The sequence below is a fragment of the Arthrobacter sp. TE12232 genome, assembly GCF_054062615.1.
In genome coordinates this window covers 4,522,871-4,548,683 of the sequence record NZ_JBSSFK010000001.1, presented here as the reverse complement: position 1 = coordinate 4,548,683, position 25,813 = coordinate 4,522,871, and the positions used below count along the sequence as shown (strand labels likewise).

General features: G+C 66.8%; 25 protein-coding genes and 1 pseudogene. 12 read left to right on the top strand and 14 right to left on the bottom strand.

What is annotated here, in order from left to right; all coding sequences use genetic code 11:
- The first annotated feature begins 121 nt into the window (after positions 1-121).
- From ACVWZ7_RS20350 to ACVWZ7_RS20325, 6 genes and pseudogenes are all read left to right on the top strand, one after another.
- Positions 122-1,162, top strand: coding sequence for an NAD-dependent epimerase/dehydratase family protein (locus ACVWZ7_RS20350; protein WP_456508936.1), 1,041 nt, complete (start codon positions 122-124; stop codon positions 1,160-1,162).
- Positions 1,163-1,751: 589 nt separating this feature from the next.
- Positions 1,752-2,393, top strand: coding sequence for a VC0807 family protein (locus ACVWZ7_RS20345; RefSeq protein WP_116767961.1), 642 nt, complete (start codon positions 1,752-1,754; stop codon positions 2,391-2,393).
- A gap of 196 nt (positions 2,394-2,589) precedes the next feature.
- Positions 2,590-2,931: an Hpt domain-containing protein gene (locus tag ACVWZ7_RS20340; RefSeq protein WP_456508935.1), complete on the top strand. Its 342-nt coding sequence runs from the start codon at positions 2,590-2,592 to the stop codon at positions 2,929-2,931.
- Between the two features lie 92 nt (positions 2,932-3,023).
- A pseudogene (locus ACVWZ7_RS20335) lies at positions 3,024-3,712 on the top strand (pyridoxal-phosphate dependent enzyme).
- Positions 3,713-4,150: 438 nt separating this feature from the next.
- The gene (locus tag ACVWZ7_RS20330) at positions 4,151-4,642 is read left to right on the top strand and encodes a hypothetical protein (protein WP_456508934.1); all 492 of its coding nucleotides are present in this window, start codon (positions 4,151-4,153) and stop codon (positions 4,640-4,642) included.
- Positions 4,643-4,673: 31 nt separating this feature from the next.
- Entirely contained in the window at positions 4,674-5,288 is a 615-nt protein-coding gene (locus ACVWZ7_RS20325) for a hypothetical protein (RefSeq protein WP_456508933.1), read from the top strand.
- Between the two features lie 26 nt (positions 5,289-5,314).
- On the opposite strand, the gene ACVWZ7_RS20320 is transcribed toward ACVWZ7_RS20325, so the two are convergent.
- Genes ACVWZ7_RS20320 through ACVWZ7_RS20310 form a run of 3 tightly spaced genes read right to left on the bottom strand, consistent with a single transcriptional unit; the run spans position 5,315 to position 7,737 of the window.
- A complete protein-coding gene (locus ACVWZ7_RS20320) occupies positions 5,315-6,079 on the bottom strand; it encodes a GNAT family N-acetyltransferase (protein ID WP_456508932.1) in 765 nt (254 codons plus the stop codon).
- A gap of 35 nt (positions 6,080-6,114) precedes the next feature.
- A complete protein-coding gene (locus tag ACVWZ7_RS20315; protein WP_456509159.1) occupies positions 6,115-6,654 on the bottom strand; it encodes a methyltransferase family protein in 540 nt (179 codons plus the stop codon).
- Positions 6,655-6,672: 18 nt separating this feature from the next.
- Positions 6,673-7,737: a hypothetical protein gene (locus ACVWZ7_RS20310; RefSeq protein ID WP_456508931.1), complete on the bottom strand. Its 1,065-nt coding sequence runs from the start codon at positions 7,735-7,737 to the stop codon at positions 6,673-6,675.
- Positions 7,738-7,961: 224 nt separating this feature from the next.
- Here ACVWZ7_RS20310 and ACVWZ7_RS20305 point away from each other — a divergent pair, with 224 nt between their 5' ends.
- Genes ACVWZ7_RS20305 through ACVWZ7_RS20295 form a run of 3 tightly spaced genes read left to right on the top strand, consistent with a single transcriptional unit; the run spans position 7,962 to position 11,120 of the window.
- Positions 7,962-8,900 (top strand): ABC transporter ATP-binding protein, encoded by a 939-nt coding sequence (locus ACVWZ7_RS20305; RefSeq protein WP_344367609.1) that lies wholly within the window; start codon positions 7,962-7,964, stop codon positions 8,898-8,900.
- Positions 8,897-10,006 (top strand): ABC transporter permease, encoded by a 1,110-nt coding sequence (locus tag ACVWZ7_RS20300; RefSeq protein ID WP_456508930.1) that lies wholly within the window; start codon positions 8,897-8,899, stop codon positions 10,004-10,006. Before ACVWZ7_RS20305 ends, ACVWZ7_RS20300 begins: the two co-directional genes overlap by 4 nt.
- Before the next feature lie 13 nt (positions 10,007-10,019).
- On the top strand, positions 10,020-11,120 hold the full coding sequence (locus ACVWZ7_RS20295; RefSeq protein ID WP_456508929.1) for an ABC transporter permease: 1,101 nt from the start codon (positions 10,020-10,022) through the stop codon (positions 11,118-11,120).
- Positions 11,121-11,180: 60 nt separating this feature from the next.
- Here ACVWZ7_RS20295 and ACVWZ7_RS20290 read toward each other — a convergent pair whose 3' ends face one another.
- From ACVWZ7_RS20290 to ACVWZ7_RS20240, 11 genes are all read right to left on the bottom strand, one after another.
- Positions 11,181-11,615 (bottom strand): universal stress protein, encoded by a 435-nt coding sequence (locus ACVWZ7_RS20290; RefSeq protein WP_456508928.1) that lies wholly within the window; start codon positions 11,613-11,615, stop codon positions 11,181-11,183.
- Complete coding sequence (locus ACVWZ7_RS20285) at positions 11,612-12,268, bottom strand: V-type ATP synthase subunit D (RefSeq protein WP_456508927.1); 657 nt, start codon at positions 12,266-12,268, stop codon at positions 11,612-11,614. Before ACVWZ7_RS20285 ends, ACVWZ7_RS20290 begins: the two co-directional genes overlap by 4 nt.
- Positions 12,265-13,710: a V-type ATP synthase subunit B gene (locus ACVWZ7_RS20280; protein WP_456508926.1), complete on the bottom strand. Its 1,446-nt coding sequence runs from the start codon at positions 13,708-13,710 to the stop codon at positions 12,265-12,267. The genes ACVWZ7_RS20285 and ACVWZ7_RS20280 overlap by 4 nt, the downstream gene beginning before the upstream one ends.
- Positions 13,707-15,455 (bottom strand): V-type ATP synthase subunit A, encoded by a 1,749-nt coding sequence (locus ACVWZ7_RS20275; RefSeq protein WP_456508925.1) that lies wholly within the window; start codon positions 15,453-15,455, stop codon positions 13,707-13,709. The genes ACVWZ7_RS20280 and ACVWZ7_RS20275 overlap by 4 nt, the downstream gene beginning before the upstream one ends.
- Complete coding sequence (locus ACVWZ7_RS20270; RefSeq protein ID WP_456508924.1) at positions 15,443-15,964, bottom strand: hypothetical protein; 522 nt, start codon at positions 15,962-15,964, stop codon at positions 15,443-15,445. The genes ACVWZ7_RS20275 and ACVWZ7_RS20270 overlap by 13 nt, the downstream gene beginning before the upstream one ends.
- The gene (locus ACVWZ7_RS20265; protein ID WP_344367593.1) at positions 15,961-16,185 is read right to left on the bottom strand and encodes a V-type ATP synthase subunit F; all 225 of its coding nucleotides are present in this window, start codon (positions 16,183-16,185) and stop codon (positions 15,961-15,963) included. The genes ACVWZ7_RS20270 and ACVWZ7_RS20265 overlap by 4 nt, the downstream gene beginning before the upstream one ends.
- A gap of 18 nt (positions 16,186-16,203) precedes the next feature.
- Positions 16,204-16,644 carry an ATP synthase subunit C gene (locus tag ACVWZ7_RS20260; protein WP_456508923.1) on the bottom strand — a complete coding sequence of 147 codons (441 nt, stop codon included), beginning with the start codon at positions 16,642-16,644 and terminating at the stop codon, positions 16,204-16,206.
- Positions 16,641-17,969: a V-type ATPase 116kDa subunit family protein gene (locus tag ACVWZ7_RS20255; RefSeq protein WP_456508922.1), complete on the bottom strand. Its 1,329-nt coding sequence runs from the start codon at positions 17,967-17,969 to the stop codon at positions 16,641-16,643. The genes ACVWZ7_RS20260 and ACVWZ7_RS20255 overlap by 4 nt, the downstream gene beginning before the upstream one ends.
- Entirely contained in the window at positions 17,956-18,882 is a 927-nt protein-coding gene (locus tag ACVWZ7_RS20250) for a hypothetical protein (RefSeq protein WP_456508921.1), read from the bottom strand. Before ACVWZ7_RS20250 ends, ACVWZ7_RS20255 begins: the two co-directional genes overlap by 14 nt.
- Entirely contained in the window at positions 18,879-19,199 is a 321-nt protein-coding gene (locus ACVWZ7_RS20245; RefSeq protein ID WP_344367589.1) for a hypothetical protein, read from the bottom strand. Before ACVWZ7_RS20245 ends, ACVWZ7_RS20250 begins: the two co-directional genes overlap by 4 nt.
- Before the next feature lie 242 nt (positions 19,200-19,441).
- A complete protein-coding gene (locus ACVWZ7_RS20240) occupies positions 19,442-22,051 on the bottom strand; it encodes a bifunctional lysylphosphatidylglycerol flippase/synthetase MprF (protein WP_456508920.1) in 2,610 nt (869 codons plus the stop codon).
- A gap of 276 nt (positions 22,052-22,327) precedes the next feature.
- On the opposite strand from ACVWZ7_RS20240, the gene ACVWZ7_RS20235 reads away from it, so the two are divergent.
- From ACVWZ7_RS20235 to ACVWZ7_RS20225, 3 genes are all read left to right on the top strand, one after another.
- Positions 22,328-23,704 carry an alpha/beta hydrolase gene (locus ACVWZ7_RS20235; RefSeq protein WP_456508919.1) on the top strand — a complete coding sequence of 459 codons (1,377 nt, stop codon included), beginning with the start codon at positions 22,328-22,330 and terminating at the stop codon, positions 23,702-23,704.
- Between the two features lie 120 nt (positions 23,705-23,824).
- Positions 23,825-24,523 carry an ABC transporter ATP-binding protein gene (locus tag ACVWZ7_RS20230; RefSeq protein ID WP_456508918.1) on the top strand — a complete coding sequence of 233 codons (699 nt, stop codon included), beginning with the start codon at positions 23,825-23,827 and terminating at the stop codon, positions 24,521-24,523.
- Positions 24,520-25,806 carry an ABC transporter permease gene (locus tag ACVWZ7_RS20225; protein WP_456508917.1) on the top strand — a complete coding sequence of 429 codons (1,287 nt, stop codon included), beginning with the start codon at positions 24,520-24,522 and terminating at the stop codon, positions 25,804-25,806. Before ACVWZ7_RS20230 ends, ACVWZ7_RS20225 begins: the two co-directional genes overlap by 4 nt.
- Positions 25,807-25,813 lie beyond the last annotated feature (7 nt).

The window sequence follows — 25,813 nt, the reverse complement described above, 5'->3', positions numbered from 1 at the left end:
AAACGTTCACAACCCTGGCTGAAGTGTGCTGCAGATAGCTTCAGCGTACCGGGGAGACGCCGGCGAATCCGGGTGAAGTCACTGCGCTGCGGCCGCCTGGTGGCCCACTAGTGTGGTGCGAATGAAACAGGCAGTCATTCTTGGGGGCACCGGCGTGCTTGGCCGGGCCATCGCGCACCGCTTGCTGGAGGCCGGGTGGCAGGTCCGCATCACGGGCCGGGACGCGTCAAAGATGCCGTCCGCTCTTCGTGCTGCGGGCGCCCGGTTCCTCGCATCGGACCGGCGCAGCGGACACGATCTGGCGCAGGCACTGGGAAACGGCGCGGATCTTCTAGTTGATGCCGCCTGCTACACAGCTGCCGAAGCCCGCCTGCTCCTCCCGCACCTTTCCGGGGTCGGGTCTGCGGTCATGCTGTCCAGCAAAGCCGTGTACACCGACGACGCCGGCAACCACGTCAACTCGGACGTCCCGCCGTGCTTCCCGCACCCCATCCGGGAAGACCGGCCCACCATGAAGCCGCTGAACGGCGGCTACGATTCCCGCGAGGGCTACGGCGCCAACAAAGTCGCCGCCGAAAATGTGCTGCTCGACACCGGGCATCCCGTCACTGTCATCCGCCCATCCAAGGTTCATGGCGAAGGCGCAGCCGTGCCGCGGGAGTGGATGTTCGTGAAGCGCATCCTCGACCGCCGCCCCGCAGTATTCCTGGCCACGGCTGGCGCGGGAGGCGACCATACGAGTGCCGCCGTCAACACCGCGGCCCTCATCGAAACAGTCGCCGCCCGCCCGGGACAACGGATCCTCAACAGCGCAGATCCCGATGCGCCCACCAGCCTGGAGATCGCCCGCACCGTCGCGGCCTACCTCGGCCACGAGTGGGAAGAGATCCTCCTCGAGGCCGGGGACCATCCCGAACTGGGTGCCCACCCCTGGAACTTCACCCCACCGCTGGTCCTCGACACCCAGGCTTCCACAGCACTGGGTTACGAGCCTGTGGGCACCTACGCCGAGACGGTGACGGCAGAAATTGACTGGCTCCTTGCCTCGCCTGCCAACCGGCCCGGCGCCGCGGACGCGTTCTTCAGCAACTTCACCGACTACGACCTCGAGGATTCGTACCTCACCGGCCGGGGCAGGCCAACAAGTGCTTGTTCATGCTGAGGACACGACCGTCCTGACTTCGGGCGGAAACGATGGTCTCCCGTTCGTCACTTACTGCGCGGGATCCTGAGGAACTTGTCTGGACGGTCGTGGCGACCCGGTGCGAGAAGATGGCGGTGTTCCCAAGCAGCTGGATGCGCTGTTCACTGCTGCGGCAGTCGATCACCCTCCAGCCGGAGTCCAGCCAGCCGGACACCCCAAGCCACGAATCGACAGAAATAGGAGCATCCCGAGGCGATTCAACCCGGTTGCGGGCCTGTTGACGACGCTTCCTGCTCGGACCTAGCATGGCGTTGCTGGCCGGTGAAGCTCTTGGTCATAAGCGGAGGGGAGCTGCAGACGGCGGCTCCGGTGATCGCCGATTTCGTCGGGGTCCCCGTGACGGCGCTTCACCGAATTCGGCCAACGAAGGGCCTGGTCCCCGGTCTCGGGGCAGGCTTGGTATGCCGTCACGGCCGGAGGTCGTTGAGCGGACGGCATGCTCCTGATCGTGCTGCTGACTGCATGGTCCTCGGTCTTCTTCGGAAGACTGCTGTAGCCGGTGTGCTGTTCAAAGAGCCCGCATCCGGAAAAGGGATGGAGCACCCCGATGAACGCTGAGCAGGCTTCGGGACGGGAACGTCCGGGTTTGGTGACGCGTGCGCTGGTCCGCGGTCTGGCTTGGGACGTAGGGGCACCGCTGGCTGCCTACTACGTCCTGCACCTGGCCGGTGCCACGGACTGGGCAGCACTGCTGGCGGCGACGGGAGCAGCTGCCTGCCGGCTGTTGTGGACCGCGTTCAAGGGACATTCCCTGAACCCGTTTGCGATGCTGATGGTCATCGTCTTCGGACTCGGCCTGGGCCTTTCTTTCCTTACCGGTGACCCGCGGTTTCTGCTGCTCAAGGACTCTGCTATCACCGGCGGCCTTGGTGTTTCGTTCCTGGTTTTGGCTGCCCTGGGACATCCCCTGACTTTGGACGCAGCCAAGACCTGGAGTCCGGAGCGCGCCGGGGAAATGGACCGGGAATTCCACCGCAACCCTGCGGTGCGCCGCTGGCACCTGAAGATTTCCGCCGTTTGGGGTGCGGGACTGATTGCTGAAGCCAGCACGCGGGCCGTCCTGGTCTATCTGCTGCCTATTGACGTCATGGTGGGAGTTTCGGCCGCCCTGGCAGTGACCGTTTTCGCCGCCCTCATCGCCTGGACTGCCTGGGACCTGAAACGACGGCAAGCAGCGCGGTCTTCCTGACGGCTCCATCTCGGCTCATAAGCATCGTAAGTTGATTGGAAGGCTGCATTGTGAAGGGGCTCACACTACGACCGTGAAGCGGCGGGTCTGCTGCACAGGTTAGGCTAACGCAATGACGTTGGGGGACGCTGCGGGCAAACCGCCTACCGGGACTGGGCAGCCAAACAGTGGCGTTCATCCACGCCCGCCACAGGTCGTGGACGAATCGAAACTCCAGGATCTGGTTGATCACGTCGGACGCACCGCAGCAGCAACGTTTGCCTCCAATTTCCTCGCCCTGCTCCGGGACCGCCTGGCGCAGGTGCACACGGCTCTGGGCACGGCGGACCCGGAGCATGCGCTCGATGCCGTCCTGAGCCTGAAGACAAGCTCGGCAATGGTTGGAGCAGAGCAGCTGACGCGCTACTGCACAGGCCTCGAGAAGGAACTCCGTGAGGGCCGGATCCCGAACGCCGACGCACTCCCCCGCATCGCGGCAGACCTCCGTCCCGCTTTGACGGACGTGCTGGCCAACATGCCTCCGGACACTGACGGCTGACCCGGGGCCGGCTCGGCGGCAGTGTTGAAACCGTACCGGCGGCACTCGTTATTCTAGCGACCCTATCGGCGAGGCAATTTGAGGAAGAAACCGTGATCAACCGAAGCGATGTGCTCGAGGCCGAGCGGCGCATCAACGGCTATGTGCGGCGCACGCCCCTGCTCCGCGGAGGCACCGCCGCCGCCCCGCTCTGGTTCAAGTGCGAGTTTCAGCAGCACACCGGTGTCTTTAAGGCCCGCGGGGCCTTCAACCGTCTTCTCGCCGCCCGGGAGCGAGGGGAACTTGACCCCGCCGTCGGTGTGGTGGCCGCGTCCGGCGGCAACGCGGGCCTGGCAAATGCCTATGCCGCAGCGGCGCTTGGGGTTCCGGCGACAGTGTTCGTCCCGGAGACGGCACCGCGCGTCAAGGTCGAGCGCCTCCTTGGATACGGGGCAGCCGTCCGCCAGGTCGGCGCGGAGTACGCGGAGGCCTATGCGGCTGCAATGGAGTGCGTGGAAGCCAGCGGTGCACTGTTCTGCCATGCCTACGACCAGCTCGAGATCGCTGCGGGGGCGGGCACCCTCGCCGAAGAGATCCTGGAGGATGAGCCCGGCATCGACACGATCGTCGTCGCCGTCGGAGCGAGTACCGCATCCCCGCCGAGTACGGCGCGGCCGCGGCCTTCGCTGCGCTCACCTTCGGGGCCCACACGCCCCAGGACGGCGAACGCGTGGCGGTGATCGTGTGCGGAGCCAACACAGATCCGTGCACGCTGGAGCGCATCCCGACGCCGGCATCCTGACAGCGTCGGGCAAAGACCGGGCGGATGCACGCGAGTGGGACCGTCGCCCGGTCGGTGTATTTCCCGGGAAAGGCCTGCTTCGTTAGCCAAGCAGGCCGTTCGCCCTATCGTGGCCGCATGTGGATTCTTGGGGAGATCATCCGGGCTCTGCTCCAGGCCGTGACGGAGGCCGCGTGCGAGGCACTCTTCTCAGGCCGGGACAAGAAGAAGCAGGAGGACGACTCCGGCGATTAGGTGTTGGCGCGGTTGTCACGCAAGCCGGCTTAGCATTCCTCAAGCACCGGGGGCGGACGGTCAGCGAAACCGGCCCGGCGTCTCAGCGGTCCCCATCGCGATCTCGCCGATGCGGACCTGGACAATTCTTCCGGCGGACTTCGACGGCGAAACTCTCGCAGCGGGAGGCGAGCGGTCAGCCGGGAGTCTGTCTAGACTGGCACGATGAGGTCAAATTGGGGGATCTTTCGCTCTGCCGTTGTGCTCATGCTTGCCGGCCTGCCACTGTCGGCCTGCGCAATGACCGACGTCGTTTGCCCGGCAGTTGGCTGGGTCAGCACCATCACTGTCAGGCTCCAAGGCGACATCACCGCCGTCAACGATGTTCAGCTCTGCACTCCGGAGGGCTGCTCCGTTCGCGAGGCAGCCCCGGCACAGGCTGCGTCGCCGAAAACAGCGGGCCCGAGCCTCCCGGGTGACGCTTCGCCGTCCCCGGCACCTTTCGTTGCCTCCAGGACGGCGCTCAATTCCTGGTTGTTCACTGTCAGCGGCCCATTGCCCCACGAAGTGACGACGCGCGTGCTCGCCAAGGACGGCACGGTGCTCGCCCAGCAGCAATCACCGGTGGAATGGACCAGGACCGGCGGCTCGGAAGAATGCGGCGGTCCCATAACAACGCCGCCCATCACGGTCCAGCTCCCGGGCCGGCCGCAGTGACTGGGGGCGCACGCCAACGAAAGGATCACCCATGACCTTCTTCCAGGAATTCCCGGTGCCGCCCCTTCCGCCGCGCGGACGGGCAACGCGGTATGTGCCCCCGGCCTGGGCGGGCGCCCCGCCGTCCGAACTGCCGGCCGTGCTCCATGTTGGGCAGTTTCTGCACCGGAGCCCGACGATGGTGATGGCTGTAAAAAGCGTGGATGTCTTCTCCACGGGTTGTTCGTTCGATGTGTGCTGGACCATCCGCCGGGGCGAACAGACCCAAGAGGAATGGGCGGATCTCAACGACGCATTCTTCCGGGGCAGACCCGGCGCACGCAGGGGCTCCGGCGCTGCTTCCATGCTCCTGTTCGGCGCAGCCTTTCCCGATGGCGCCAAGGCCAGCACGGGCGCACACCCGCACGGGGTCTTCGACGGCACCCAGCAGCCGCCGGCCCCGGTCCTCCTGCTGAGAAACGGCGGCGGGAACGGGGGCGACGACGAGTTGTCCGGCACAGGCACGCTCTGGCTCTGGCCGTTGCCGCCGGCAGGAGACCTCCGACTGCTCGCGCAGTGGAGAGAGTTCGGCTTAGAGGAGTGCTCCATCGTCCTCGAAGGTGCCCGGCTCCGTGACGCAGCCCCGGGTGTGCAGAAATTCTGGTGACCGCCCCGTGCCGGACCCCAAGATCTTCAGCGCCGCCAGCGATACGGGGTGGTCGTTGACACCCGGAGCAAACCGTAGCGTTCCAGAATAGGGCGTGAATACTCGGTTGAATCGCTGTGGATGAGTGTCTTGCCCCTCGCCAGCGCGGCCCGGGCACGGGCCGCGGTAACGGCCCGGTAGATGCCTTGGCCGCGCCACTCGGCGCGTGTCGCCCCGCCCCAGATGCCGGCAAATTCCGTGCCAGGAACCGGTTCGAGGCGCCCCGCGCTCACCATCGATCCCTCGTGTTCGGCCACCCAGAGTTCCATCCCGTCGCCGCGTGCCGCACGGGCCAGAATTGCGTCGGCGTTGCCGTTGGAGACGGAAACGCCGAAAACTTCGTCCTGCATTGCGCTCATGGCGCGGATGTCCTGTTCTTCGCTCACGCGGCGGAGGCTGACGCCGGGCGGGAGTTGCACGTCCGCGGTCAACGCCTTTGCTGGCCCGATCATGATCGACTCGGTTTCATCGGGCTCAAATCCGTTGGCGAGCAACGCGTCATGGAGTCCGGGCGCATCATCGTGTCCACGGGTTTTCCACTCGACCCGCACAATGGCTGGATCGCTGCGGTAGAAAGCAAGTGCCTCGGCCACCCATCGCGCGATCGTGGGTGCGGCGGCGCCACCGAGATCCTGATAGGTCACGAAGCCTCGGCCGCCGGCAAAGGTCACCAGACGCAACGGGCCCAGTAGTTCAACGGCGAGCGCGCTCGGCGTCTCCGCATCTGTTCGGAGTTGCTGGTCATAGGCCATGAGAAGCTGCGTCGAAAGTGTCATTGGCCTCCACGCTACAACGCCACAGCGGATCCGTCCCGCCAGGGAGTGAGCCTGGGAAGCCAGCGCGGGACATTGGCGCGGTAGATCTCATATTCAGGTCCGAACGTCCGTGCCAGCGTGGGCTCCTCGTGGAACACCACAAATGCGGCCACGGGGACGGCATCCACGGCGGCAAGGGCAAAAAGCTTGGGCTGCCCCAGCAGGAGGCCCTGCCCGGTAATCGAGGCGGCGAGGGCGACGTAGATGGGGTTGCGCACGTATCGGTACCAGCCGCCGACCACCAAATGCTTCGGCGGCGCAAAGGGAGCCGGGGTCCCCAGTCCCTCGACGGCGAACCGGACAAACGAACTTGTGATGACTGCCGCGCCCGCACCGATGAGCACGACGCCGGCGCATTGCGCGGGGAGTCCGCCCGGCACCGGCCGCTTCACCTTCCAGCGCGTCAACAACCACGGAACGAGCCCGGCCGCCGTCGCTGGCGCGACAGCGAACACCGCCGTGCCAATGGCTGCGAGCCTCTTCTCCCGCGACGTCTCTCCGTATGCCGTCATGCTGATCACTTGAACCTCCTAAGCGTGCGTTGCTTCCTGGGTTGGCGTGCTCCCGGTGTTCCAGGAGCTGACGAAGGCCAGACCGGCAGCCACTGCCGAACTCAGCACAATGGCCCCAAGCCACATCGACACAGGCCATCCAATCCCTGACACTACGGCGATCCCGATCATCTGGCCTGTCCAGATCAGAGCCGCCAGTACCGCGCTGACCGCCGGCAGCCGGCGGCCGGTCAATTGGCCGCCCCTTCGGGCGATCAGCACGTCCACCACAACTGCGGCCAGCGTGGCACCTGCCGCTCCGGCGACACCTGCCGGGCGGAATCCCGACATCGCCAGGGGCAGCCACGCCACGACGGCGACCAGCATGGTGGCGATGCCGCGAGGTCGCCGCAGGACTCCCGACCAGGTGTAGAGAAACGGGGCGATGATCAGTGCCGTGGTCACCAGGTAGCTGGCCATGCCGATCGCCGCAGGCATCTCCGCTTGGGTGTGGCCGGGACTGCCGATCGGCGTCGGGATGTACGGGACCGCCGGAGCGGTCCGGACAAAGGCCGAGCAGTAAATGAGGAAGAAGGCGCCCAAACCGGTCATCAGGGCCACAGCCAGCAGCGCCGGCGCCGACCACTCGAAGGCGCCCGACCGGCCACGGGCCCGTGCGCTGCGGACGCCGGTACCGAGAATGAGGAAGAGGCTAAACCCCAGCAGCAGATGGGTGGGGCTTACCAGCGCATCGAGAGAGACTTCGATGCCCAGGATTTCATGCCATGCCAGGTCCAGAACGCCGGCGACGGCGAAAAGGACAACTCCAACCACCGTGCCCCGGTAACCGGCAGGTATCGCGCGGGCGAGCGGCTGCCCGGGCTCGCGGTTCCTCCAGATCACGGTGGCCGTCCACGCTGCCATGGCAAGGAGGCCGGAATAGAGAGCGGCGTGCCACGGGGTGAAGAACGTTTCCAGTCCGGGAACGTGGAGGTGTGCCCAGCCATCCAGGAAGACCGCCAGGAGGAGCCAGATGCCCAGCAATTCTGTGACCAGGTCCCGCCCGACGCCGGTCCTGAGAGCCGGGGATGCCGTGTCAACCATGGTCGTTCTCCTCGCACTCCGCAGACCACCCTCGGCGATCCGGCACCGCCCGACGTCGGGCTACAGCCCGACTCCTTAAAGCGTGGACCTCCCGGGGTTCAAACGCCAGATGCGTAACCGCGACCGGTTGTGTTTTGATCGGCCCCGTCCCATCATGGAGCCGTGGGGCCGCCCGACGAGACTGCCGGCCGGTCACCGCGCCTGTGGCCCAAGGAGGTAAGGGCATGACCGAAACGGCCATCGAGCTCACAGAAGTCACCAAACGATTCGGCTCCTTCACCGCAATCGACAACCTCAGTCTGCGGGTCGAACGCGGGGAAATCTTCGGCCTGCTCGGGCCCAACGGATCCGGCAAGACAACCACCATCAACATGATCAGCGGCCTGAGCCGTCCGACCTCCGGAGGGGTCACGGTCCTTGGCGTGGACATGCTCGTGGATCCGCAGAGGATCCGACGCTCGCTGGGGACGGTGCCGCAAGAGAACGCCCTCTACGAGGAGCTCACGGCGGAAGCCAACCTCCGCTTTCACGCCGATCTCTTCGACGTGCCCCGGAAGGGCCTCGAGAAGCGGATCACGTCATTGCTCGAGCTTGCGCAGCTGGACGAGCGGCGAAAGAGCCGCGTCTCCACCTTCTCCGGCGGCATGAAACGACGTCTGGCCCTGGTCCGGGCACTGCTCCACGAGCCCGAGTTGCTCTACTTCGACGAGCCCGCCCTGGGAGTCGATGTGCAGAGCCGGCGCGCGCTCTGGGACCGGATCCTCGAGCTCAAAGAGCGCGGAACCACCGTGCTCATCACCACGAACTACCTCGAAGAGGCAAACGTCCTCTGTGACCGGCTGGGCATCATCGACCGCGGGCGCCTCGTGGCGCTGGACTCGCCGTCGAACCTTCGCCGCAGCTTCGGTGACACGGTCCTGGAAATGCGCACCCAGCCGGTGCCGGCGGAGGACATCGTCCGGAAAGTCCGTGCCCTGCCCGGTGTGGTTTCCGCTGTCGCTGCCGACGAATGGCTGAAGGTCACTGTAGAAGGGGGCGCCGCCGTCACCGGCAAGGTGGTGACGGCGGTGGTCGAATCCACGAGCCTCGAGGAGATCCAGAGCCGCGAACCGAGCCTGGACGAGGTCTTCCTGAGCCTGACAGGCAAGGAGCTCAGGGAATGAGCCTCCGACACAACCTGCGTGTGGTCCGGGCCGTCGCGGCGGTGGACATCCGCCTCACCCTCCGGGAACCGCTGTTCGCGATAGCCGGCATCATCATCCCGATCAACTTCCTGCTGCTTTTCCTGCTGTTCGCCATCAGCGGGGGCCAGGCGCCGATCGCGGTGGTGATGAAGACCCAAGGCCCGTTGGCCGGGCAATTCGTTCAGGCCATGAACAACTCTCAGTCGTTTATCATCCATACGGCCTCCCCGGCGGACGCGGAGCGCGAGATCCGCGCGGGAACCGTCGTCGCCGTCGTGACGGTACCGCAAGACTTTGATGCCGCGCTCAACGCTGGACGACGGGTGGACATCCCGGTCGAGCTCAACAACCTCAACGTCGACTTCACCAACGACATCCGGCGGGCGGTGCCGCTGTCCATAACATCCTTCTACGCCAGCGCGTTCCCTGAACAGGTCGTCGTGAGGGCGGTCGAGTCCGACGTCCAGGAGCACGACACCGGCTACATCCCCTACCTGGCCGTCAGCATCGTGGTGGCCGGGCTGATGCTCGCCGCGCTGTTGCAGGGCAGCGTCAACGCCGCGCGGGACTACGAACTGGGAACCATCAAGGAACTGGCACTGGCCCCGGTTAGCCGGCTTGCGATCGGGCTCGGAAAAATTCTTGGCGCAGCCGCGCTCACTGCAGCGTCGGCCATTCTGGTGCTGGGCGTCGTCATCCTGGTGATCGGGGTGCAGCCCCTCCATCCCCTGGAGGTACTCGGGTTTGGCCTTTTGATGATCGCAGCCTTTCTTGCCCTCGGTGTGCTGGTCGGGACGCTGGTCCGCCGGCGCCAGCAGGCGATCCCGCTCTCCATCGCCTGCGTCCTGCCGCTGTTCTTTCTGAGCGGTCCGTTCGGACCGGCGAACTGGCTGGGTGAAGTTCCCGGAGCCATCGCGGCCGTGTCCCCGCTCACCTATGCGATCGCCGCGTTCCAGCACGCCTTCCACGGTTTCCAGACGGCCACCCAGGACCTGACCGTCGACACGATGGTCCTGGCCGGGTTCACCCTTCTCACGGTGGCGCTCACCGCATTGGTTTTCGGCCGCCGGGGGGTGGGGCACTGATGGGATCGCACTGATGGGAGCCCTGCGGGCAGTCCTTGCCATCGCGGCCAAAGACATCGTGACGTGGGTGCGCACACCCTCGGCAATCGCGGTCAGCCTGCTGCCGCCGATCGCCTTCTTGCTGATCATCTTCGTCGTGGCGGGGGCAACCGGCCGCAATCCGGTGGCAGTGGTGGCCGAGGACACCGGCCCGCAGGCTCAGCGCCTGGTCTCGATCCTCAATGACTCCGACGCGTTCCGCGTCCAAGCCGCAACTCCGGATGAGGCGGCGCATTTGCTCGATACCCTTCAGGTGGCCGCCGTGATCACCATCCCAGCCTCCTTCGACGACGACTACCGGATGCACCGGCCGGACCCGGTACAGATCCGGATCAACAATCTGAACCTGGACTTCACCAACGACCTCCGGCGATCGCTGCCGACGGCGATCACGCGCTTTTACGCGGGCGAGCCGGACAACCCCGTCATGGTCGGCGTCGCCGAGTCGGATCTGAGGCCGCATGACGTTGACCTCGTACAGTTCGAACTGGTGCCCATCCTCGTGCTGCTGCTGACGCTCATGGGTGTCGTCAACGGCGGGCTGGCCACCGCCCGGGAATTCGAGGACCTGACCATCAAGGCGCTGCTGCTTGCACCGATCGGCCGTGGGGCCCTGATCGCCGGGAAGATCCTAGGGTGCTGGGTGACCACCATGCTGGTGGCAGCGCTGGTGCTGGTCCTGTCGGCGGTCTCGGGCTTCCTGCGGCCGGCGGGCTGGTACTGGCTGCCGGCGCTGGCCGTGATCGGGCTGATCGCACTCGCGGCGGCCGGGGTCGGGGCCGCCCTTGGAGCCACCTTCCGCCGGTTTGCCCCGGTATCGGCGGCCGGGATCAACGTGGCGATCTACCTCTTCTTCCTAAGCGGCGGAATCAGCGTCGCGGCATTCCTGCCCGGCTGGATTCAGACCATAGCGCACTTCACGCCCACGTTTTATGGGGTGGATGCGCTGGAGGCCGCGATCTTCTACCAGTCGACCGACAACCTTGGCAGGGACATGGCGGTGCTGCTGCTGACGGCCGCAGGCGGCCTGGTCTTGGGCATCATGTCACTCCGCCGGCGGCTTGAGGCCTCATAGGGCCGCACCGGAGGAAGGCTTGGTCCCGAACGTCGGGGACAGGAACCTCGGTACTCGAGATCACTCCCCCAGGGGCACCACCATCACAGGAACGCCGGAGAACTCCAGAACACGCAGGGTGTGGCTGCCGATGTAGCGGGTTGCACTGCCGGGACGATCCACCAACGCCACTACGATCAGGGCCGCCTTGGCTTCGCGGGCCTCGGCCAGGATTTCGGCCGCAACCCGGCCAGAGCGACGGCTAAGAGACACCGGCACTCCTGCCGCCGCCCCCAGCGCGGCCACATGGCGGAGCGCGGCCTCGGCTGCCAGATCCGCATGTCTGGCCAAGACGGCTGGGTCGATGGCACCGGGATGTCTATCAAGCGCCCCCGGGTCCCTGACCGTCACGACCCGCAGGCTCGCGCCCAACCGGCGCGCATACTCGACGGCCACTTCCGCTGCCCGGAAAGCTGCCCGGGAGTCATTGACTGCCACCAAGATCACATCGCTCATCGGGTCCCCCTCGTGTCGGGATCCTGCGCCAGGATTGCTGAGTTTCCTGTGGTTCCCGTGTTTCCTGAGTTCCGGTCAGCCGCCCAGCGCAGGCGCAGGCTCTCTTCAAGTTCCTGCGCGTCAAGCTGCCGCCGGATGCTCTGCAGTTCGTCTTCCAGTCTGGGAATCCAGCGGTTTTCAACCGCCCGCTGCCGGGTCCGGGTCGCCGCGAGTTCGGCAGCCAGCAGCAGTTCCGCACGCTGCACCGCGGCGTAGCGCACCCCGGCCTCGAGAGCCCTGCGATGAACGGCGGCCGCGTAGGACAAGGCCGAGCTTCCCCCCGCGTGTGGCGCCGCCGGGAGCCGGCACTCGGGGTCCTCCGGATACAGCACACCCATGGCGCTTCCCCACGGCACGCTGACCCAGGCGGGCTCCAGCGGAGCCGCTGCCTCAACCCGCCTGCTGCCGTCCAGGGCGGCAGCCCGACGCAGCCAGAGCGCCGCTTCCTTGGCCAACTCCTCCCACTCCGCCCGGCTCAGTTCCATGCGAAGTTGGAACCGTTCCAGCTCGTCCGCCAGGATGTGCTGCTTCCGGTCCAGCAGGCGCGCGCCGTGGCGGGCTGTCATCAGCCGGCGCTCCACCCGGACCTTGCCTGCCCGGCCCGTGCTGGTCATGGCCGGCCTTCCCGATGGGGAAGATACCGTTCCAGGAGCGCGGTCGAAACCATGGTCAGCTCCTGTTCCGGCAGCGCACCCAGCGCCGCCCATGCCCTGCCCAGGGTGTCGTCCAGGGACCTGATTTCGTCGCGCCCCTGGTTGAAGAGGCCCGTTTCCACCAATTCCCGGTAGTGGATGTAGCTGCGGTCGGTTTCGCTCAGCGCCGCCGCACCCACTAGTTCCGCCAGTTCCGCCGCCTGCCGCGCGCGCGCCATGGCAGCAAGAACCTGGGCGGCCACGTCAAGGTGGTCCTCGCGGGTCCGGTCTTTGCCCGCGCCGCTGCGCATGAGGCGGGACAGCGAGGACAGGACGTCCACCGGCGGGTATATGCCGCGTGCCGCAATGTCGGGCGCAAGGACAATCTGCCCCTCCGTGATGTAGCCGGTCAGGTCCGGTACCGGATGGGTGATGTCGCCGGCCGGCATCGTCAGCACCGGAACGATGGTGACGGAACCATCGTGGTCCTTGACCCGCCCGCACCGCTCGTAGAGGGTGGCGAGATCGCTATAGAGGTAACCGGGGTAGCCCCGCCGGGCCGGGATCTCCCGCCGCGCCGCAGACACTTCCCGGACCGCTTCGGCATAACTGGTCATGTCCGACATGATCACCAGAACGTCGTGGCCCTCGGTGTAGGCGAGTTGTTCGGCAATCGTCAGCGCGATCCGCGGCGTGAGGATCCGTTCAATGACGGGATCGTCGGCAGCGTTGAGCAGGAGCACCAACTCCTTCCCGGCGGAGCGTTCTTCAAGACGGTCACGCACATACGCGATATCCGCGTGCGTCAGCCCCATGGCGGCGAACACCACCCGGAATGAGTGGCCGCCTGACGTCGCCTGTGCCGCGATCTGAGTCGCCAGCGTCAGGTGTGGCAGACCCGGAACGGAGAAGATGGGGAGTTTCTGTCCCCTGACCAGCGTGGTCAAGGCGTCGATGACCGAGATGCCGGTCAGGACCGGTTCCTGCGGGGGCCGCCGGTAGACCGGGTTCAGCGGCCAACCGCTGACCGGCAGGCTTGCCGTGCCCGTCACGGGCGGTCCGCCGTCGAGCGGTTCCCCACGTCCATTGCAAACTCTGCCGAGCCACTCCGTTCCCACCTGGACGTGAAGGGGACGGCCCTCGAAGCGGATCCGGATTCCTCCCAGCGACATGCCGTCGGTGCTTTCGAGGACCTGCAACGTCGCGAGGTCCTGGTCCACTTCGAGGACGAGGCCATGGCGCCGCTCGCCGCCGTCCATGTCGATGGTGGCAAATTCATCCCAGCCAACGCCGTCAACCGCGCCCGCAATGAGCAGCGGCCCGCGGAGCTCCCGCACATCTCCGTAGGAGATCTGCGCGGCGAAGCCTGCCGACAACGGCACGGACCCGGCACCGCCGGATGCCGAGGCTGTTGCGTCATTCATTGCAGGGCCTCCAATGCCTTGAGCACCTCGCCGCCGAGGGCTTGGACAGCTGCCGCGTCCGACGGACCCGTTTCCTCACGGGCGCGAAGCACCCGACCGAGATCGGCTTGTTCGATCGTGGTGGCTGCCACGCCCCCTTCCACAAGTCTCTGGCAGGAATCAACGACGTCGAGCACAAGATCCAGCAGAGCGGCGCCCTTGTCCGCCGAACAGAAACCATCGTTGACGCTGAGCGCGTTCTGCATCAGCACGCCATCGCGCAGCAGGCGCCCGCCGAGCAGCACCATCCGTTCGTGGCCCGGCAGCGACGACGTCCCGATGATCTCCGCCAGTTCGGCCAATCGGTCTGACTCCGCCAGCAGGGCGGCGGCCCGGGCCCGGCGCTCGGCCCAGCCCGGATCCCCGTTGGCCGCATGCCAGCTGCCGAGTGCTTCCGCGTCGCGGGCGAACGAGCCTGTCCAGCTCACCGCCGGATAATGCCGGGAATAGGCGAGGTCCCTGTCCAGCGTCCACAGGGAGCGGACGAAGCGCTGGGAGTCCGTGGTTACGGGTTCCGTCATGTCGCCGCCGGGCGGCGAAACGGCCCCGATCACAGTGACGGAGGCAGTCATCCCTCCCAGCGTTGTCACGCGGCCGGCCCGCTCGTAGAAGGAGGCAAGTTCGGATGCAAGATTCGCCGGGTAGCCCTCTTCGGCAGGAAGGTCGCCGTTGCGGTTGGCGAATTCACGCAGAGCTTCGGCCCACCGGGAGGTCGAGTCCGCGATTACGACGACGTCGTACCCCATGTCCCGGTAGTACTCGGCGACCGTGATCCCGGTGAAGATGCTCGCCTCTCGCGCCATCATCGGCATGTTGGAAGTGTTGGCGATAATGACGGTGCGTTCGATCAGCTTCCCGCCGGTCCGCCCGTCCTCGAGCTGGGAGAGCCCGTCAAGGACATCAGCCATCTCGTTTCCCCGTTCCCCGCAGCCCACATAGACAATCACGTCGGCGTCGCTCCACTTGGCGATTTGCTGCAGCAGCAGTGTCTTCCCTGTACCGAAGCCGCCCGGCACCGCTGCCGCGGCCCCGCGCGCCACCGGAAATATCAGATCCAGGACCCGCTGGCCGGTATGCAGTGGCACCGTGCCGGAGTCCCTGGACTGGAAAGGACGCGGCCGGCGCACGGGACAGCGTTCGGCCAGCGCCACCTCGCGGCCGCCGATCACGGCCACAGTGTCGAGGACGTGGACCCGACTCTCCTGGGCCAGCCAGCTAAGCTCGCCGGACACACCCGCCGGCACCAGGACCCGGTGTTCCATCGCCCCGGAATTGGGGACCGTGCCCAGGACTTGGCCGGCAGAGACAGTGGTGCCGGGCACCGCCGCCGGTTGAAAGGTCCAATCGCGGGCCAAAACCGCGGGGTCTTCCGCGGATCCGGACCGCTCCGGGGTCAGCCACATCGGCGCAGACGACAACGGGCGCATCAGCCCGTCGAACACGTGTCCCAACAGTCCCGGCCCCAAGAGGCCCGCGAGTTCATCACCCGTGGGGACGGCAACATCGCCGGCTTTCAAGCCGCCGGTATATTCATAGGCCTGCAGGGTTGCCCGGTTCCCTGCAATGGCGACAGCTTCGGCGCTGATGCGCCGGGGACCGACGGCGATCAACTCCAGCATGGACAGTCCTTCCACCCCCTCGATCTCCACCAGAGGTCCGCTGACACGCACCACGGTGCCGACCCGCCGGGACGTTACGGGGTCCACAGCTCACGCGCCGCGGGCATGGCGTCCAGGGTCATCTCGGCCAGTACAGGCAGCGAAAGGTCCAGGCGGCGCGGACCGGCCTCGGCGAAGACGCCGCCCTCGAGGCTCTCTGACACGAGGGCATCAGGGCCCAGCAGTTGCCGGCACAGTCCCGCCAGCCGTGCCACCAGTTCCGGGTAGCGCGGGTCTGACGTGAGTCCGGCCGCAGCCTCCCGCACCTGGCGGTGCAGTTCCAGCCGTAGGGAACTGCGCTGTGCCAGGACCAGCTCGTGGGCCTGGCGGCGGGCCCGCGCTGAGCGCAGTGCGGCCTCGGAGCGGGCCGCGTCTTCGCCCTCCTTCACTGCTGCGGCGAGGATCGCCGCCGCTTCGGCCCGTGCAGCATCCAGCAGGGCACCGGCTTGCCGGCTTGCCTCGTCTTTGAGCTCAGCGGCCTGCTGTTCGGCCGCCGAGCGCAGTGCCCGCCGCACCGGCTCCAATGTGGCGTCTGCTTCCGGTGACAGCCCGCTCATGAGGGAAGCACCACGGTCATAGGCGAGCGGGGATCGGTCAGGGCCGGCTCCAGCGCGCGTGCAGAACGGGGCGTGAGGATGACGATGGCCGTGTCCGGGGGCAGTGCGGTCCACGCGCGGCGGATTTCCTCATCCGTGGAACCGGTGAAGATGACGACGCCGGCGAGCCGGAAACCGTCCAGCAACGCCGGTTCACCAATCGCGGCAATGGTTCCTGGCATCGTTCCAGCTCTCCGCGCTCATGCCTTGCCGATAAGGATGATGGCGATGATGAGGCCATAGATGGCGATTCCTTCCGCGAGCCCGACAACAACCATGGCCCGGCCGAAGATTTCCGGGCGTTCACTCATTGCGGCCAGTGCCGCCGATCCGGTGTAGGCCACGGCAAATGCCGCCCCGATCGATGAGCCGGCCACGGCGATGGCCGCAGCGATCAGGGCCGATCCGCCGGCGCCCGTAGTCGTGTCAGCGGCCGCAGCGGCAAGGGCAGGCACCTGGCCTGTTGCGGCAGCCGGGCCTGCACTTAACGCGCCGGCCAGAAGGGCCAGGGCCCCTCCCATCACGGCGACGTTGAGCGCCGCCAGCACCTTGAATGCCGATTTTCGCCAGCGTTTGACGAGGAGGACGGCGCCTGTTGCGGCGATAACGAAGACAGGGATGGCGCCGAACCAGAGGTTCACGGTGATTGCCTTTCAGCCGGTGTGCCGGACGGGAGGACCGAAGCGGTGGCGTCCGGATCCCCGGCGGTGGAGGTCAGTTCCGGCGACCACGGCCTGAACGGGCGCCCCTCGGCCTGGAAGACGCGGGAAAAGAGTTCGTAGTATTCGAGGCGCAGGGCCTGGATTCCCGCCACCAGCGCTTCAAGTGCGAACGTCACGGCATTTCCGACGACGAACACCAGGATGGCGGCGGCAGCGCGCCAATCCGGTCCCCACAACGCCGTCGTCCCGTTCCAGACCACCGTCAACAACGCTGCGTGCGTCAACCCGAAAGCAGCGAGTCGGGCAAAGGAGACCAGGTTCGATCCCAGACGGATCACAGTGTCCACAAGCTCGACGAATGCCTGGAAGACGGCGGTGGCCCCGCCCCCGGCTTCTACGAAGAGTCCGATGTAGATGAAGATGAGTGCGCCGAGACCGATGACCGCCGCGGCAGCCGTCAGGGACCCGGTGCCCGTCGCGAGTCCCCAGACGAGGAGCCCCAGAGCAAGGAATAGAAGGGAGCCGGCGACGCCCGAGCGGGCGTACAGGGCGTAGGCCCAGCCGCCCTCCCTGACACGGTTGATGGTGCCGACGGCGTAGGAGCCGGCAAGCAGCAACGCTCCCACCCACAGGCCGGCGATCAGGAACTGCACCGGGTCCTCCAGGGGTTGCAGCCACAGGACCGGCACCAGGCCGGTGGGACCAAAGGCCTCCCCGTACAGCGCGCCGAAGAACATCGCGGCCAACCCGGCCGCGCTCACGAACGGCCAGGTCTTGTGCAGTTTGGCCAGTCTTTTGCTCCGGCCCGTGCGGAGGAAGAGTCCCATGCCCAGCAGGATCGCGCCGTGTCCCACATCGCCGAACATCATCCCGAACATCAGCACGTAGGCCACGCCGGCGGCCCATGTGGGATCCAGATCCGCGTAGGGAACGGTTCCATAGGTATCGACGAGTGTCCGGGACACTCCGCTGCGCGCCTGTCCGCCAAGCAGCGTGGGTGGCTGGATCCACTTCGGCCGCGGCAGCGGGACAACGGCGGCCCCGAGCGGGGCAAGCCTGGCCGTCAGTGCGGGAATTTCGCGCCGTGGTGCCCAGCCCGCCAGCGCCGCGGCAGGCCCGGAGACGATGGCGGCGGCCACCGCCTTGTCCAGTTCCTCGGCGCCGCGGCCAGGCGCGTAGGGCAGGTCAAGTTCGACGACGGCGCTGCGGGCCACTTCTGCGAGCATGCGCCGGCGATCCTGCTCGGGGACCACGAGGGCCACCCGTTCCATCCGGACGGGAGCCAGAGATTCACGCCGCGGCATCGAGCACCTCGCTTGACCCCGCGCCGGAGGCAGCCGCCGCCAGGGCCGCCCGGACACGCCAGGCATCCATGGCCAGAACCGCGATGGCGCCCAGTACAACGTCCGGCCCGGGCATCGAACCCCGGAGTAGACGGAATCCATCGTTCTCCGCCGCGGCATACGCCCGGGCCTCAGCACGCCAGAGGTCCTTTGGGGACGCAACGCCAAGCACCACGCCCTGAAGAGAGTGTGGAAGGGCGGCGGTGAACCCTTCGATGTCGCTAGCGGTTTCCCAGGAACTGCCAAGGACTGGACGCAACAGGTGCAGAACCTGCGCGGCGGGAGCGGCGCCGTCGACCAGCACGATCCTGGCGGCCACGAGTACACACGCCGCGCCGCACCACGGCCGCGCCGCGGCTGCCGAGGCGGCCAGCCTTCGCGCCCATGCGACGGTCAGCGCATCCCGCATCGGGCCCGGCCCGGCGGTGCCGACGTCACCCCAGGCGCTGGCGCGCACGATGGCGGCGAGTTCTTCGGCCGAGCCCGCCGTCCGCAGCCTGGGCCACGCGGTGGCGAGCGCCCCAAGAGCGTAGAACTCCGGGGTGGGTCCTCCGCCGGCAAGGTGATGCGCTAGGGCCGCAATGTTTTCGATTTCATAAATCCCGGCAGCAGTCCGCGCGAGCGCCGTGCCCGACGCCGGAAGCCAGCCCGCCAGCACCCTCAGTTGCCACAGGACGGTTTCCTGGACGGCCCGTTCAGCGGCCGCGAGCCCGCGGGCCCCGGCCAGTCGTTGCCCGTAGCTCGATTCCCGCAGGAGGGCCACGGCACTGTCCAGCGTCGGCTGGGTGGCCATCGCCCGGCTGGCCCCGGCACCGGCGCGCCGCTGCGCCATGGACCGGGCACGCACAGAGGCCGCGACCCAGTCGGCTTTCATGACTGCTCGGCGCTCTGTGGAGCCAGCAGGTTGTCGATGACCTCTCCGACGACGGCGGGAATGCGCGCCAGGCCGGTCTTTTCCAGTGTTGCAGCCTCTTGGCGTGCCTGTTCCAGCAGCTGCGCGTCCCGCTCCGATGCATCCTGTTCGATCCGGACGGCGGCCCTGACGCGTGCCGCCTCGGCGTCAAGCCGGGCCCGGGCCACGATTGCTGCCGCTTCGGCGCGGGCCCGGGCCACCTCTCCTTCCGCGCTCAGGCGTGCCTCCGCAACGAGCGACTCGCATGCTGCTACGTCGCCGGCGAGTGCAGCGAACACTGGTGCCAGTTCTGCAGCCCGCCCCTGGTCGTCTGCAGCCGGCACCCCGGCCGGCCCGGCAGCTCCCGGGGTACCTACAGGCCTGAAACGGTCCAGAATACTCAATCGCGCCATCTCGTCTCCCGGGAATTCCTCAGGGCCGCCTTCCGGGTCCGCAGAGCCACATTCCTGAGCGGGTCCTCACATCATCCCTTGGCTCCTGGCGCGAAGGCAGAGACCAAAGACCCCATGGTCGTCCGCCCTCATTGCGGCCGACGACCCGGATGTCCAACCGTCCCGACGCGTTCGCTAAGGATGCTGCGCAGGAGCCGGAACCCCTCGCCCAGGGACAGGTCCGGCAGGTAGGCGCGCGTGAGGGCATTGGCGATGCCGGGCAGGGCTGCCGAGTCCGGATAGACCATGTAGAGAGGGACATAGCGGGGGTGAAACTTGCTCTTGAAAGCCAGGAGGGACCGGAATCCGTAGACGGGTTCAAGGGCGGATCCCAGACGATCCAAGAGCCGGTCGAGGCCGGCGGTCGCAGGCGGACGCTCCGGCGTCCCGTCCGGGTGGAGGGTGGGCGACACCCGGGCCAGGGGCGCCCCGGAGAGGCTGATGAATTCGCAGTTCTCATCCTTGAGGCTCGTTGCTGCGGAGGCTATGAGGAACTCGATAGCCGGCCGGAAGCCGGTGCTGCGCCTCCTCATGAAATCAAGGGTCCAGCCGACGATCCGTCCGTTGCGGTAGACCGGAAGCCAGGAGGTGACCGCGTGGACCTGTTGGTGGGCGTCAATGGCGAGCAGGCAGCGAACTTCAGGGTCGTTGAGTTCGTCGAGCCCGCCAAGGGTGAACCCCATTTCGGGCATTTTACGGTCCGCGACCCATTCTTCTGAGATGGCCAGGATCTGGGTCTGGATGCCCAGGCCGGCCGTGGGATAGCGAACCCATTCTGCATGGATTCCGGCCTTGGCCGCGTTGTTCAAGGCCGTGCGTATGTCCTGGAATCTCTTCCCTTTGAACGACAGGGTGTCCAGGGGCAGGACGGTTTCCTGGGCGACCTGGACGGAATCCCAGCCGAGGCCGGATGCGGCATCCCGGACCTCCGCAGTAACGGAGTAAAAGCAGGGCGTCCACCCATTGGACCTGCAGTAGCCGTAAAACTCCTCCACTACCGCCGGGATCAGGTTCTTGGGTCCAACGGGCCCGCCGGCCGTCAGGGCGATTCCGGCGATGACGCGGTAAGCGATGAAGCTCTGACCCGTGCGGGAGAACCAGTAGGCGTTCCCGGTCCACGTCGTCATCCAGGATATGGAACTGCCTTCCTGTGATGTGAGGATCGCCAACGCTTTGTCTTTGTCATCGCCGTGCCGGGGGTGTGTCGGACGGACGAAGGATTTAAGGACCAGGACGCCCGTGATGGCCCAGAAGACAATGCCCACTCCCTCGTAGAGCAGAACTGCCAAGGTGCTCTCCGGGAAGAAGGCGGGCGGAACGTCCACCGTGAAGCCCAGCGGCAGGAACCTGTCGGGGACGTCGGCCACCAGATCGGCGAGTCCGGGGACGGGGGTGAAATCCGCTGCGAGGACCAGCCCGGCCGCGACATAGATAACGCCCAGGACGCCGGCCAGGGCCAGGACCTGCAGGGCGAGCCGGGTGTAGGTCCCGGGCGGTGCGGCGACAGGAAACAACCTCCGGCAGGCCAAGACCACACCGAAAATCATGACGGGGACGAGAAGCGGGACCACAAGTGCCAGCGGTTGGGTGCTGTGGCCCGGCTGGCTCGCATCCACCAGTTCCCCGGCAACCGTGTCCGGGCCTGCCGCCAGGAGCACCCCCACCAACGTAATGAGCGCCAGCAGTGATAGCGCGGCCTGGACCACCAGCACACCGGCCCAGGCGAAGCGCCGTCCGCGTCGGAGGCCCTCAGAAAGCAGCAGCAGAAGAAAGGACGGAACAATCGCCATGAAGATTGCGCCCGCCCCTGCCCTCAGTTGCAGGTGCGCGGCCTCACAGTCCCGGTGCTGGGCCGGGACTGCGCAGACGTTCTGCAATGTCTGGGGGTCCACGGGCCGGATGTCCGTGAAGAGGAAGCGCAAGACCGAGAGCGGCCCGACAGCGTGCGGGGCCAGGCCCGCAACCACGGGCCCGACGGCCGAGACTGCCACGAGGAGAGCTACGAGGATCCTCCCCTCATGCCGTGAACTCACCGGGCGCACCAGCCGGGGGCGGCGGCCCAGAAGGATCGGGCCCAGGAGCGCGCCGGCAGCACCGGCTCCAAGTCGCGCCAGATCGGCGAACCCCCCGTTGTAGAGGGCGAGAAGAATCAGGAGCCCAAAGAGCCCCAGACGGATCCGCCGCCTCCACAAGGTGCCCATGGAAGCCGTGGCGGCCATGGCGGTCCCGCAGATGAAAGCGCTCGGGCCAAGAAAAAACGTTCCGCCGACTTCCCGGGCCCAGTTCCCCGTAAGGGCACGGGTGCCCGCCCAAAATCCTGCGGCCGCCACGAGCCCCGCAATCTGGGTCACAACGGCCGCCAGCGCGAATTTCCTGCTGCCCAGCTGCCGTTCCAACGGTATGCAGGCCAACAGCACCAGCACCGTTCCCACCACATAGCCGAGCAGATCCCGGGCCCAGAACGCGGCGGTCAAAGGCGTCCACCAATGATTCGGCAGCGACTGCGCCGTGGCCGCCACATCGGCCCTCCAGCGCAGTGCAGGGCCGGAGACAATACTCGAGGTCAGGAGACCCATGATCCAGAAGACGGCGACGAACGCCACCGTGACGGGAGCCCCCCGCAACACCGAGAGCAGCCATCGCACCGGCCTGCGGCGATGCAACCGCCGGTGCCCGGCGAGGGGCGGCGATTCTGGCACTGGGAATCCTTTCAGGATTTCGGGACACTCAAGGCAGGCCCATCCTGTCGCTTCCATTTGACCACTTACGTCCGAGCCCGCAAAGGCTGTTCCGCTGATCGCCCATCGACGGCGGCCCGGGGCCGGAACGATGGTAGCACCCCTCAAATTCCCAGCTTCGCCTACGGCTGGCGTGCTATAAAAGCCCGTGAAGGCGCCTGCATTCCCGTGCGGAGCAGCGTGCAGCCTTGGGCGGACCGCCGGGCGCAACCCCAATCGCGGACAGGAGGAAACACGATGGAGCAGCTCCTCAATGTCAGCGTCATCAATGAGCCGTTGCTCTATTCCTTCTATGCCCTGTCCGCCCTGGCGGTCCTCTTCCTGCTCCTGCGCGCCGGGCTCCTGCCGCGCCGGATCGGCCGGCCGCGGCCGTCAGCCGGAGAGGCCAGCGATCCGGCGTCGCACGCATCACAATTGCCCGGACGGCGGAGGTGGCTCGTCACGGCGGCCGTCGCCGTGGCTGCCGGCGCCCTGACCGGAGCCCTGACTCTGTTTGTCTGCGAAAGGGTGCTGAACGTCTTCGGCCTGCCACTGGACACGGACACCCGCGTCTGGGTGATCTTCGCGTTCGCAGGGCTCGGCCTGGCTGTCGTTAACCTGTGGCGGTCCTGCTGGTGGCGGAAGGCGGTTGCCGTGCTCGCCAGTGTGCTGTTCATCACGACGGCGGCGCTCGGGATCAACGCCGGCTATGGACTGAACCCGACATTGGGAGCCATGTTGGGCATCAGCCAGACGACGCATCTTGCCCTGCCCAAACTCAACCCGGCACACCAGCCAGTCACCGGGTCCGCATTGTGGCAAGAATGGAAGCCCCCTGCGGGGATGCCGGCTGTCGGACGAAGCGGAACAGTCACGATTCCGGCTGACGCCTCAGGATTCCAAGCCCGTGACGCCACCCTCTACCTCCCGCCCGCTGCCCTGGTGGACAATCCGCCGGATCTACCGATCGTCATCATGATGATGGGCCAGCCGGGCGGCCCCGAACAGAGCAAAACGGCCATCGAGGAGCTCGACACCCTGGCCCAGCAACACCAGGGGCTGGCCCCGCTATTCCTCACGGTGGATCAGCTGGGGAGTCCCTACAAGAATCCTGTCTGCGTTGACTCCGCCAAGGGCAACGTTTACACCTATGTCACTACCGACGTCGTCAACTACATCCGTAAGAACCTCAACGTGGCGACGGACCGGACCCAGTGGGCCGTGGCCGGATACTCCAACGGCGGGGAATGCGCGCTCTCGTTCGCGGCCAAGCGACCGGAGCTCTTCGGCTCGCTGCTGGACATCTCCGGAGAGCTGGAGCCCGTGGACGGCACCGCGGCGAATACCGTGAAAACCATTTTCGGCGGCAGCCAGGCCGCATTCGATGCGGAGAAGCCCGTAACGATCCTCAAAGCCCACACGTACACCGATTTGCTCGCCATCTTCACCAACGGCGCCATTGACCCGCAATACGGGCCCCAGAGCGCGAAGGCCGCGGCAGAGGCGAAGGCCGCCGGCATGACAACGCACCGGTTCGTCGGGCCCGGCATCGGACATCGCGGGGACGCTGTGAGCTACGGCCTCAAAACCGGGCTGCCGCTGCTCTTCCAGAGATTCGGCCTCGCCCCGTCATGAGTGCCTCCACCGCTTTCGGTTCGCAGGGCTTCTTGACCTAGCTTGCCGGGCCACCGACCGCCCGGCGCCGCCCGCCCCTCCCCTGACCTTTATGCAGTCCCACCTCCTGATTGGAACCCCATGCCTGTGCCAATTCTGGCCGCCCAAGACCTCACCAAGACCTACGGGCGCGGGCCCGACCGTTTCGACGCCCTCAAAGGCGTCTCCCTGGAGATCGACCGCGGCGATTCCGTGGCGATCGTGGGTAAGAGCGGCTCCGGCAAATCAACGCTGATGCACATCCTCGCACTCCTGGACACCCCCGGCGGCGGGCAGGTCCACGTCGACGGGACTGACGCGAAGACCCTGAGCGGGCGGAGGCTCAGCGCGCTGCGGAACACGATGTTCGGCTTCGTCTTCCAGCAGTTCTTCCTCAACCCGGGTTCCAGCGTGCTGGAGAACGTCGTCCTCCCCCTCAAGATTGCCGGCGTCGGCAGCCGGGAGCGGCGCGCCCGCGGGATGGCCGTCCTGGAACAGCTCGAACTGGCCGACAAGGCCCGCAACAAGGCCGGCAACCTCTCCGGCGGCCAGAAACAGCGGGTCGTGATCGCCCGTGCCCTGATCAATAGTCCCCAGGTCCTGTTCGCGGACGAGCCCACCGGGAACCTGGACACGGCCACCGGGCGCATCGTCGAGGACATCCTGTTCGACCTCAATTCCAACCACGGCATCACCCTGATCACCGTCACCCACGACCACGACCTTGCCGCCCGCTTCAACCGCCGTCTCTATATCCGTGACGGCCTGCTGATCAACACCGACGAGGAGCACGCGGCATGAACCCGCTCGAAATCCTGAAGACCGCCATGGCGAACAGCTTCCGCAGCAAGTTGCGCACGCTGCTGACCATCCTGGCGATCTTCGTCGGAGCGTTCACCCTGACCATTACCAACGGTCTTGGCACCGGCATCTCCAATTACATCGACAGCCAGATCGCCGCCGTCGGCTCCAGCAATTCCTTCACGGTCGCCAAAACTGACACGAGCGGCAATCCCGCCTCGGGACCGAAAAAATACGACGCCACTACGAAAGTCCTTGCGGCCGGCGGCAGGCCGGGTTCAACCCAGCTGGCCCTGGGCCAGGCCGATCTGGACGCGATCGGCGCCATCCCTGGTATCACAGGCGTCACCCCGGTGACCCGGCTCAGCCCGGACTTCATCCAATGGAACGACCACGACAAGTACCAGCTGTCGGTCAGCCCCCTTGCCGGGGCGCAGCCGCAGCTCGCGGCGGGCGCTCCCCTGGACGATTCCGCAGCCCAGCCGCAGCTGATCCTTCCCGCCAGCTACGTGGCCCCGCTTGGCTTTGCCGACAATAACCAGGCCGTCGGTCAGGACGCCACGATCGGCATCACCGACGCGACCGGAATCATGCACTCCATCACCGCCCGGATCACCGGCGTTGAACAGAGCGCACTGCTCGGCGGCGGCGGCGCTTTCATCAACAAGTCCCTCTCAACGGCCCTCGCCGATGCCCAGGGAACCGGCGCGCCTGCCGCATCAAAGTCCGTCTGGGCGAACGTGACAGCCAGTTTCGCACCGTCCTCCGCCGCCCAGGTCAACGACATGAAGGGCAAGCTCGCCGCAGCCGGCTACACCGCCCAGACCCTCGATGACCGGATCGGCACGGTCAAAACCGTCATCAACGGGATCATCGGCGTCCTGGACGCCTTCGCCGTCATCGCCCTGGTGGCCGCAGGCTTCGGGATCGTGAACACCCTGCTGATGTCCGTGCAGGAACGCACCCGGGAAATCGGCCTCATGAAAGCCATGGGCATGGGCAGCGGATCCGTCTTCGCGCTCTTCAGCACCGAAGCGGCATTCATCGGCTTCCTCGGAAGCGCCATCGGCTCCGCCGCCGCAATCGGGCTCGGCACCGCGGTGAGCGGCGCCCTGGCCCGCGGGCCCCTCAGCGATCTGGAGGGCCTCCACATCCTCGCCTTCGCTCCCGGCTCCGTTGCCGGCGTCATCCTCCTGGTCATGGTCATCGCCTTCATCGCCGGAACCCTCCCGGCGTGGCGGGCAGCGCGGCAAAACCCGATCGACGCCCTCCGCTACGAATAAGGCCCGC

Coding starts and splice junctions, on each gene's coding strand:
- ACVWZ7_RS20300 (WP_456508930.1), top strand. CDS start 8,897: ATGAGCCTCCGACACAACCTGCGTGTGGTCCGGGCCGTCGCGGCGGTG.
- ACVWZ7_RS20295 (WP_456508929.1), top strand. CDS start 10,020: ATGGGAGCCCTGCGGGCAGTCCTTGCCATCGCGGCCAAAGACATCGTG.
- ACVWZ7_RS20265 (WP_344367593.1), bottom strand. CDS start 16,185: ATGCCAGGAACCATTGCCGCGATTGGTGAACCGGCGTTGCTGGACGGT.
- ACVWZ7_RS20305 (WP_344367609.1), top strand. CDS start 7,962: ATGACCGAAACGGCCATCGAGCTCACAGAAGTCACCAAACGATTCGGC.
- ACVWZ7_RS20280 (WP_456508926.1), bottom strand. CDS start 13,710: ATGAATGACGCAACAGCCTCGGCATCCGGCGGTGCCGGGTCCGTGCCG.
- ACVWZ7_RS20290 (WP_456508928.1), bottom strand. CDS start 11,615: ATGAGCGATGTGATCTTGGTGGCAGTCAATGACTCCCGGGCAGCTTTC.
- ACVWZ7_RS20315 (WP_456509159.1), bottom strand. CDS start 6,654: ATGACGGCATACGGAGAGACGTCGCGGGAGAAGAGGCTCGCAGCCATT.
- ACVWZ7_RS20255 (WP_456508922.1), bottom strand. CDS start 17,969: ATGCCGCGGCGTGAATCTCTGGCTCCCGTCCGGATGGAACGGGTGGCC.
- ACVWZ7_RS20250 (WP_456508921.1), bottom strand. CDS start 18,882: ATGAAAGCCGACTGGGTCGCGGCCTCTGTGCGTGCCCGGTCCATGGCG.
- ACVWZ7_RS20350 (WP_456508936.1), top strand. CDS start 122: ATGAAACAGGCAGTCATTCTTGGGGGCACCGGCGTGCTTGGCCGGGCC.
- ACVWZ7_RS20310 (WP_456508931.1), bottom strand. CDS start 7,737: ATGGTTGACACGGCATCCCCGGCTCTCAGGACCGGCGTCGGGCGGGAC.
- ACVWZ7_RS20230 (WP_456508918.1), top strand. CDS start 23,825: ATGCCTGTGCCAATTCTGGCCGCCCAAGACCTCACCAAGACCTACGGG.
- ACVWZ7_RS20285 (WP_456508927.1), bottom strand. CDS start 12,268: ATGACCAGCACGGGCCGGGCAGGCAAGGTCCGGGTGGAGCGCCGGCTG.
- ACVWZ7_RS20235 (WP_456508919.1), top strand. CDS start 22,328: ATGGAGCAGCTCCTCAATGTCAGCGTCATCAATGAGCCGTTGCTCTAT.
- ACVWZ7_RS20320 (WP_456508932.1), bottom strand. CDS start 6,079: ATGGCCTATGACCAGCAACTCCGAACAGATGCGGAGACGCCGAGCGCG.
- ACVWZ7_RS20325 (WP_456508933.1), top strand. CDS start 4,674: ATGACCTTCTTCCAGGAATTCCCGGTGCCGCCCCTTCCGCCGCGCGGA.
- ACVWZ7_RS20225 (WP_456508917.1), top strand. CDS start 24,520: ATGAACCCGCTCGAAATCCTGAAGACCGCCATGGCGAACAGCTTCCGC.
- ACVWZ7_RS20270 (WP_456508924.1), bottom strand. CDS start 15,964: ATGAGCGGGCTGTCACCGGAAGCAGACGCCACATTGGAGCCGGTGCGG.
- ACVWZ7_RS20330 (WP_456508934.1), top strand. CDS start 4,151: ATGAGGTCAAATTGGGGGATCTTTCGCTCTGCCGTTGTGCTCATGCTT.
- ACVWZ7_RS20345 (WP_116767961.1), top strand. CDS start 1,752: ATGAACGCTGAGCAGGCTTCGGGACGGGAACGTCCGGGTTTGGTGACG.